We start from the raw sequence: 8,111 nt of genomic DNA on the forward strand, positions 1-8,111 counted from the left end.
CTTCACGCCGTAGCGGCGGTGGTGGTCGGCAACGAACTGGAAGCGGTTCACCAGCGCGTCTCCCCGGCGAAATACTTCGCCGCCTTGCGCAGGATCTCGCGTTCCTCCTCCAGCTCACGGACCTTCTTGCGCAGAGCGGCGTTCTCCGCTTCCAGCGGTGTCGGTGGCTCGGCCGACGTCTCTGCCCGGCGCCCCCGCGGCCGGCTCACGCCGGCTGCCCGCACCCAGTTCCGCAAGGTCTCGGGATTGATCCCCAGATCGGCAGCGACCTGCCGGATCGTCGCATCGGGCCGCGACTGGTACAGCGCGACCGCGTCCGCCTTGAACTGCGGCGGATAGTTCTTCATGACCACGAGATGTCCGTTCTCAGATCCTCAGGATCCAGTGTCTCGTGTGTCCAAGATCAGGGGTCAAGGCTCCTCTTCCCGATTAAGCTGCGCCTACACCGATTGAACAAGAGGATGTTGCAATGGTTCAGCGCACCGTAACCATCTATACCGATGACCTGACTGGCACTGAAGGAGAGGACATCGCCACCCACACCTTCAGCCTCGATGGTGTCAGTTATGAAGTGGACCTGAATCCCGACAGCTACCAGAAGCTGCTGGATGCTCTGGGCCCGTTCGTTCAGGTCGGCCGCAAGGCGGGTGGCAACTCCCGCAGGGGAGGAGGAAAGAAGACGGCTACGGCACCGGATGCTGTGAAGGTACGTGAATGGGCCCAGAGGCAGGGTATCGAGGTCAATTCGCGTGGCCGTGTATCGCGGGATGTCATCGAAAAGTATGAAGCCGCTCACTGAGCCTCTTTCATCCTGTGCTGGTGGGTGAAATGGGCTGGTCAGCGGGCGTGGTGACGAGGCAGGGCCCCTCGTCGTGTGCGTGGTGATTCCACTCAGCACACCGGCGACCGAAGGGGCCCTTCCGTATCCTGCCATGCTCGACGTTCCGCACGAGCCCGTCGAGCATGTAGCCGGGCTGCACTACGAGCACCGCCGGACCCGCAACACCCGCTGGCGGACGCTCGGCTGCCTCGACTAGGCACTACTCATCCACCTGTGCAAGAACAAGACGTTCGCCCAGCTCGGCGCCTGGTTCGCCCTATCGCAGGCCACCGCCCGGCGCTACCTGGGCGAGGCCCCGGAGGTGCCGGCCTCCCGGGGCCCCAGGCGTCCACGAAGCCCTCACCGGCTTCGGTGAGGGCGACCACGTTGTTGAGCCTCTTCAGAACGGCCACCGATCGGGTGACGCCGGGAGCAATGGCCGGGACCAGCACGGCGGCAATCTCCCTGCGCGGGAGCGTCGTCAACGCCTGCCACGGCATCACCCTCACGAGGCACTACTGAAGAACCTCATTGTTGACGTCACGCCCCTGTGGATCTCCGCGTCAGCTGGGTAGTTGCCCTCAAGGACGGGTGAAGCCCCCTGGTAGATGAATTTTCGATCAAGAGAGCCTCTTCACTAGCCTCGAAGTTTCGTGACGGTCCGCCGACGGAGTCGGTGGACCGTTTTCGTGCCGTGGGCGAAGGCTGTGCAGGCCCAGGGCCCGAGTGTCGCCTCGGGGTGGCGCCGGGTTCCACTGCTCCGAGTGTTGAGCTGCTGTCGTAGGGACGGGAATCCGTTGGTCAGCCGGGGTTCGGCAGGAGTGCGAGCTGCTCGAGAGCTGTGGTGATGTGGCTGGTCCAGGGCCAGTGCCAGGCCAGGCGGAGGATCCGCCGACGGCCGGTGGTCACGAGTTGTCCGGCCGTGGTGAAAAGACGGAGCCGCAGCCGGCGGGGCTCCCAGCACCTGGCCGTGCCGGTCAGTGCAAGCATCGGCATCCAGGCCAGCAGGTCCAGTGCGATTTGCGCGATCTCCACCAGGATCCGGTTCTGGGCGGTGTGGTGCAAAGGGAGATTCCGCAGGCCGGTGGCCCGGGCAGCCCGGCTGCGGTCCTCGGCCCGGGCCAGCAGCCGGTGACGGAGCTCGAGTTCGGCGATCGGCCGGCCGGAGGTGTTGGTGGCGAAACAGCTCAGCCGCATGCCGTCCGCGTCCGTGAGCCTCAACTGAGCTCCAGGGTGCGGCCGTTCCTTCCGGACGATCAGCCGCATGCTCTTCGGCCAGCCGTCCAGGACATCGCCGGTGAGTTCGGCGACCCAGGCACCGTCACGGATCTCGCCGTCGGCCTCGACAGCGGGCGACCAGGCCGACGCCGGAACCTTCAGCACGTGCTGGTGGATCGTGTCCGTGATCACCATGCCGACCGAGTAGGACAGCCACCGTCCTCGCTGGGCGAGCCAGGCGACGAAGTCGTGGGTGGCGCCCGCGGAGTCGGTGCGTATCAGAGTCTGCCGTCCGCGCCGGTACTTCTTCGGCAGTTGAGCCAGGGCCAGTTGGGTGGCGGTGATGTGGTCGGCGGCCGTGTTCGAGCCCGCGTTCCCCGGCCTGAGCAGGGCCGCCACCGGCTCACCGGTGCCGCCCGGTCCGTGGTCGACGAACCCCATCAGCGGGTGGTGACCGTAGGTTCTCTTCCACGTCGGTGCGGCGTCCTCCTTGTCCGAGTGCGCGATCACCAGCACCCCGTCGAGATCGACGGTCACCGCCCTGCCCGCATCGGGCGCTTTCCCATCGGCCAATTGCCAGGCCCGCTGGCGTGCTTCGGCCCGCGCGGCACGGATCGCTGGCAGAGCTTTCTCTCCGGAGGCTGCGAGGGTGTCGACCAGGCGGGAGACCGTCGGGTCGGAGGCGACCGGCCCGAACACGGCGGGCTCGGCCCGCAGCATGCCGACATCGGCCAGGCAGTCCCCGCCCAACGCAACCGCCAGTGCGACGTCCAGGAGGATCTTCCCCGGATCATGGACTGCCCGGGCTTGCGCCACGGTGCCAGCGCCGCGGATATCGCCTGGTCGAGGCCGGTTCTACGGACCGTCTCCACCAGCAGGACCGAGCCAGCCTGCGAGACCACCTGGCGGCCGTCTCCCTGGACACGGACACGCGGGTACGACGCGATAGGCTCTCTCACCCGGAAAGTGCTCTTTTCCTCGCAGCCAACAGGACCCTCAGCAAGTCCTATCGTTGCAGGTCAAGAGCACTTTCTGTGTTTCTGATCAGCCTGCGGACAGGCCACCTCATGAAAGCGCGAGGCTAGAGGCTTCGCAGGCTTGTCTACTCGTCCGGCATCGACGTGTCCAGCTCTGCCCTCCGCTTCCTCGCCACCCGCCTGAGGGAACGCCGGCGCACTCTCGGCACCCGAGGGCGGCGCCTGAGTCCGGGGCGGCAGGCCCTGCTCACGCTCGCTTACCTGCGCAACGGCCAACCCTATGCCCAGCTCGCGGCCGGATTCGGGGTCGGCACCACCACCGTCCACCGGTACGTCAACGAGGCCGTCGACCCCCTGGCCTCACTCGTCCCTACCCTGGCCGAGGCGGCTCGGGCAGCTTCGACGAAGGCTGCAGACGATTGAAGAGGTGCCGTTGAGCTTGTGTGTGCCAGTCGCCGAAGCCGCGTCGATGGCGGTAGTGGGCCTGCGCGCCGGGTGATGAGCGCAGGGAGGAGAAGGCCCAGGGGTAACCAGAGCGGTGGAGCCGGCTATTCTTGACCATGCGGCGTCCGACGTGGTGTTTCTTGCCGGAGGCGCGGGTGATCGGTGCGGATCCGACGTAGGTTTTCAGGCCGCGGGCACGGCAAAGGGGTTGCGGTCGTCGCCGGTCTCGGCGAGAACTCGTGCTGCGAGTTGGGCACCGAGGCCCCGGGAAGATCAGGAGTATCGGGGCATCTGGATGCTCGCGAAAGCTGGCATCAACTACTTCGTCGAGGTCCTCACTGGCCTGGCAGGCTGGCTTCCCGAAGGCGTTCTCGGCAGCCGCGGGCTGGCGAGCGTGCTCGGCCCGTAGAACACCGCGTAGGCGGTCAGCCTCCTCGGTAACGCTGCGGACACGGCCGGCGCGCTTGAGGGCGGAAGGCCGCTGGCTCAGCGACAGCTGCGAGCCCTCTGCAGGCGTTGGCGCCTTGGCCAGGATTTTGCGGGCTCCCTCACGGGCCAGTCCTCCTTGCTTGGCCAGGAAGGCGTCGAGGGCAGCGGAGTAGTACTCGCGCAGCAGGGAGCGGATTTGGTTGCCAATCTGCTGACGGTTCCAGACGGCGTCCTGCTGAGCCCGAGCGAGTACCGCGATGGCCTGGGCTTGGTCGGAGTCCGCCGGCAGCGGCCGGTGCACGGCCATGTCGGTGCGGAGGATGTTCGCCAGCACGAGGGCATCGCCCGTGTCTGACTTCTTGCGGGACACGCCGTGGCGGTCGCGGTAGCGGGAGGCGGCAAGCGGGGTGATCGCGAGACCTTGCGGCTGCCGGTCCGTAGGGCCGCGACGAGAGGCCTCGGCTGGTCTCGATGGCCACCGGTATCGGCGACTCAGGGCCGTCACCGTGCCCGGCCAGGAGCTTCAGCGGCATTCGGTAGTCCGCGGCATCATCGCTGAACAACAGTGTGAATCTAACGGCGCTTCCGACGATCACGGCAGAGACGTCAAGTGACTGATACCGCCGTGGAGTTGGAGACTGTTGAGCCTGTCGAAAGTGCCGAGTCCGGGCAGCCTGTGGCCGTGTCCGACGAGCAGCTCGTCGCGATGCTGGTGGAGTGTGCCCGGTCGGAGGTGTTGCAGTTGACCGGGCAGGGTGGGCTGTTGCAGCAGCTGACGAAGCGGGTGCTGGAGTCCGCTCCGGAGGGCGAGATCGCCGATCACGTCGGCTACGACAAGCACGACGTGGCGGGCAGGAACAGTGGCAACAGCCGTAACGGCACCCGGGCTAAGACGGTGCTGACCGACGTGGGCCCCGTCGAGGTGAAGGTGCCCCGCGAGACCGCCGGTACCTTCGAACCGCAGATCGTCCGCAAGCGGCAGCGTCGACTACAGTAACCGGCGTGGACGAGATGGTGCTGTCTCTGTCCGCGAAGGGCGTCACGCACGGGGAGATATCGGCGCATCTGGCCGAGGTGTACGGGGCGGAGGTGTCCAAGCAGACCATCACCACGATCACGGACAAGGTGATGGAGGGCATGGCGGAATGGCAGGCCCGCCCGCTGGACCGCGTTTACCCAGTCGTCTTCGTGGCCGTCATCTACGTCAAGATTCGGGTTCTGTCGACGATCTTGTGATCCGGACGGTCGAGGCTCACCGTGTGAGCAGGACGCGTTTGCGAAGGAGATCGAGACTGGCCCTGCCGAACATCTGGCGTTTCAGCATCTTCAGCCGGTTGATGTTGCCCTCGACGGCGCCGGAACTGTGCGGCAGAGACAGCCCGTTGCGGACCGCGTCGAAGTCGCGGCGGAGGTTGCGGGCGAAGCCCGCAAGCGGAGTCAGACTGTCCTGTTCGATGTCGGTGATCCAGTCTTCGAGGCGGTCACCGTGGCGGCCGGTCATCATCGCAGCGAACTTCCTGACGTGCAGGGTGAGCCGGTCCAGTTCGGGATCGCGCTCACGCAGCCGGTGCAGCTTGTCGGCGTCCTCATCCCGCAGGTGCTCGGGGTGGGTCATGATCCAGGAGGTGACCTCGCGGACCGATAGAGGCTTCGGTCCCGGGTCGGGTGCGTGTCCGCGCCCGGTCCGGTAGCGCCGCAGGTGGCGCTGAACAGCCAACTCACCCCCGGGATAGCCGAGTTGCTGGATCTCGCGGTAGAGCTGGGCGGCGTTCCTGACGCCCTCATTCCGACGCCGGTGCAGGTAGCCGACGTACGGGTGACGACATGCGCTCGCTGGAGGTTCTTGGCCACGACATCGTCGGCGGAGCGGGCGTTGACCAGTTTACGGACGGTGGCCTGGTGCAGCCCGAGCTTCCGGCCGATCGCCGCCTTCGACATGCCCTGCTGCCACAGCTCGTGGGCGGCAGCATGCTGCTCCCGCAGCCGGGTCACGATCTTCAGCTCTTTCGACGGCTGCACCACCTCGGGCTCCGCTTCCAGGTGGCCAGCGCCGCTTTCCGCTGCGGCAAGAGGTTCGACCAGGTGGGAGCGGTGGGCGTTGACTGTCTTCTCGACTGCCTGGCCGAGGTTGGCCCACAAGTGATACCGGTCGGCGACCTGCTGGGCCTGTGGTGCTCCGACCCGCGCCCCCTCTCCGTAACCGCGGGAGCGGTCCCGGCAGATCACCTTCATCTCGGGATGGCCGCGGAGCCAGGCGGCCAGGTCCTCGCCCTCGCGACCGTCGTAGAGGTGAATCGGCCGGTGGGTAGCCATGTCGATCAGTACCGTGCCGTAATGCCGGCCCTTGCGAAAAGCGAAGTCATCGACACCCAGGACCTCCACCTCACCGACGTCCGGCTCAGGCACGGCTCTGACCAGGCGCAGGAGTGTGTCCGTGCCCACCGTGATACCCATGGCGATCGCCAGGCGGGCTCCCGCCCGGCCCGCCAGCGCCAGGCCGATCTGCGTCAACATCCCACGCATCAAGGGCGTGTAGCGACTGTGTGGGGTGGTCAGTCCCGCGACCTGCTCGGCGCACGTCACCGCCGGGCAGACGGGGTTTTCGCAGCGGAAACGGCGCACGCATAACTTGATCACAACACCAAGACCGCCCACCGCGGCGTCACGCAGCCTACGTATGTACCGACCGTGCACCCGCGCCGAGCTCTCACCGCACCCGCAGACCGCCGTTGCCGCCCGCACCCGCGCCCTGAACACCACCCGATCCGGTCGCCTCTCCACCTCCTCGATCAGCAACGCGGACAGGTACGGAAACAGCTCCAGGAGCACATCACGAGAGCACGCGATGCATGATCGCGAACAGGCGGAGCAACGTACTCAGCCGTCCGGATCACAAGATCGTCGACAGAACCAAGATTCGTGATGGCAAGGCCGCTAATCGCCCTGTCTACGTTGTGGTGGCCGTCACTGTCGAGGGCGCCCGGGACATTCTCGGGATCTGGGCCGGTGACGGTGGTGAGGGCGCCGAGCATTGGCTGTAGATCATCACCGAGCTGAAGAATCGTGGAACTGGAAATGTCCTGATGCTCGTCTGCGACGGCCTGAAGGGTCTGCCGGACGCGGTCGAGACGGTCTGGCCCCGCACTGTCGTCCAAACGTGCATTGTTCACTTGATTCGCAACAGCATCCGGTACTGTGCCCGCCAGGACTGGGACAAGGTCGCCAAGGATCTCAAGCCCGTCTACACCGCTCCCAGCGAGGCCGCCGCAACCGAACGGTTTTTGGAGTTCTCCGAGAAGTGGGGCACCAAGTATCCGGCCGTGATCAAGCTGTGGTCCGATGCCTGGACCGAGATGGTGCCCTTCTTATCCTTCGACGTCGAAATCCGCAAGGTCATTTGCAGCACCAACGCGATCGAGAGTGTGAACGCCCGGATCCGCAAGGCGGTTCGGGCCCGCGGCTACTTCCCCTCAGAGGCCCCGCGTACGTGCGTCTACATGGCGCTGATGAGCCTGGACCCGACGGGCAAGGGCCGGCGCCGCTGGACAATGCGCTGGAAGGCACCCCTGAACGCCTTCCAGATCGCCTTCGATGGCCGCCTGACCCCCATCGACCAGCGGGTGAACCGCATCGTGCGCGAAGCCCTCACCAACGTGTACAAACACGCCCCGGGTGCGCCCACGCGGCTGACCGTCACCGTCGACACCGAAACACTCACCATCAGCGTACGCAACGCCGCACGCCCGCCCGCTGTCCCGCCGCCCAGCAGCGGCCTGGCACTGGCCGGCCTGCGCGAACGCGCCCGCCTGGCCGGTGGGGACTTTACCGCCGGCACAGACCCGATCACCGGCGCCCGTGAACTCGCCATACGCAGTGACCCTTCCGGATCCTGTGGGCCACCGGCGATGTCCGGGAGAAGCGCCTGGGCTTCGCCCGCATCGTGCACCCGGCCGTCGGCACTCAGCTTCGATTACCACTCACTCGCCGTACCCGCCCGCCCCGACCGCGCCCTGTTCACCTACCTGCCCCAGCCCGAATCCGCCGAGGCACTGGGCATTCTGCTCAGCTGGACGGCCGACAGGACCACCGCGATGGACCGTACGCCCAGCCCGACGGCCGGCTCGCCGACGGCTGAGGCTATTGCCCGGCCTCAGCCTCTGGCCGGCTGAGGTGGGCGAGGACGCCGGGGCCCGGCTCGGGTGCGATGTCCCGTGCGGTGACTT

Annotated in this window: 3 protein-coding genes and 7 pseudogenes; 5 read left to right on the plus strand and 5 right to left on the minus strand. The window is 66.7% G+C overall.

Annotated features, from left to right (window positions below; all coding sequences use genetic code 11):
- Positions 1-353, minus strand: a pseudogene (locus tag EHS43_RS30630) (transposase); the annotation flags it as partial.
- Between the two features lie 116 nt (positions 354-469).
- Here EHS43_RS30630 and EHS43_RS30635 point away from each other — a divergent pair.
- Together EHS43_RS30635 and EHS43_RS30640 are read left to right on the plus strand one after the other, a co-directional pair.
- Positions 470-799 carry an Lsr2 family protein gene (locus EHS43_RS30635; RefSeq protein WP_125193956.1) on the plus strand — a complete coding sequence of 110 codons (330 nt, stop codon included), beginning with the start codon at positions 470-472 and terminating at the stop codon, positions 797-799.
- Positions 800-878: 79 nt separating this feature from the next.
- A pseudogene (locus EHS43_RS30640) lies at positions 879-1,212 on the plus strand (IS5/IS1182 family transposase); the annotation flags it as partial.
- Between the two features lie 409 nt (positions 1,213-1,621).
- Here EHS43_RS30640 and EHS43_RS30645 read toward each other — a convergent pair.
- Positions 1,622-2,997 (minus strand): annotated as a pseudogene (locus tag EHS43_RS30645) (IS1380 family transposase).
- Positions 2,998-3,153: 156 nt separating this feature from the next.
- On the opposite strand from EHS43_RS30645, the pseudogene EHS43_RS30650 reads away from it, so the two are divergent.
- A pseudogene (locus EHS43_RS30650) lies at positions 3,154-3,426 on the plus strand (transposase family protein); the annotation flags it as partial.
- 4 nt (positions 3,427-3,430) lie between these two features.
- Here the strand turns inward: EHS43_RS30650 and EHS43_RS30655 are convergent.
- Positions 3,431-4,415: pseudogene (locus EHS43_RS30655) on the minus strand (transposase); the annotation flags it as partial.
- Between the two features lie 179 nt (positions 4,416-4,594).
- Between EHS43_RS30655 and EHS43_RS30660 the strand changes: the two are divergent.
- Positions 4,595-5,103 (plus strand): annotated as a pseudogene (locus tag EHS43_RS30660) (transposase); the annotation flags it as partial.
- Positions 5,104-5,140: 37 nt separating this feature from the next.
- On the opposite strand, the gene EHS43_RS47155 reads toward EHS43_RS30660, so the two are convergent.
- On the minus strand, positions 5,141-5,503 hold the full coding sequence (locus tag EHS43_RS47155; RefSeq protein ID WP_221740772.1) for a transposase: 363 nt from the start codon (positions 5,501-5,503) through the stop codon (positions 5,141-5,143).
- Positions 5,500-6,717, minus strand: coding sequence for an ISL3 family transposase (locus tag EHS43_RS30665; RefSeq protein WP_221740773.1), 1,218 nt, complete (start codon positions 6,715-6,717; stop codon positions 5,500-5,502). Before EHS43_RS30665 ends, EHS43_RS47155 begins: the two co-directional genes overlap by 4 nt.
- A gap of 83 nt (positions 6,718-6,800) precedes the next feature.
- Here EHS43_RS30665 and EHS43_RS30670 point away from each other — a divergent pair.
- Positions 6,801-7,496 (plus strand): annotated as a pseudogene (locus EHS43_RS30670) (IS256 family transposase); the annotation flags it as partial.
- Between the last annotated feature and the right edge of the window lie 615 nt (positions 7,497-8,111).

Origin of the sequence: Streptomyces sp. RP5T (assembly GCF_003933965.1) — a bacterium.
Taxonomy (GTDB): Bacteria; Actinomycetota; Actinomycetes; order Streptomycetales; family Streptomycetaceae; genus Streptomyces.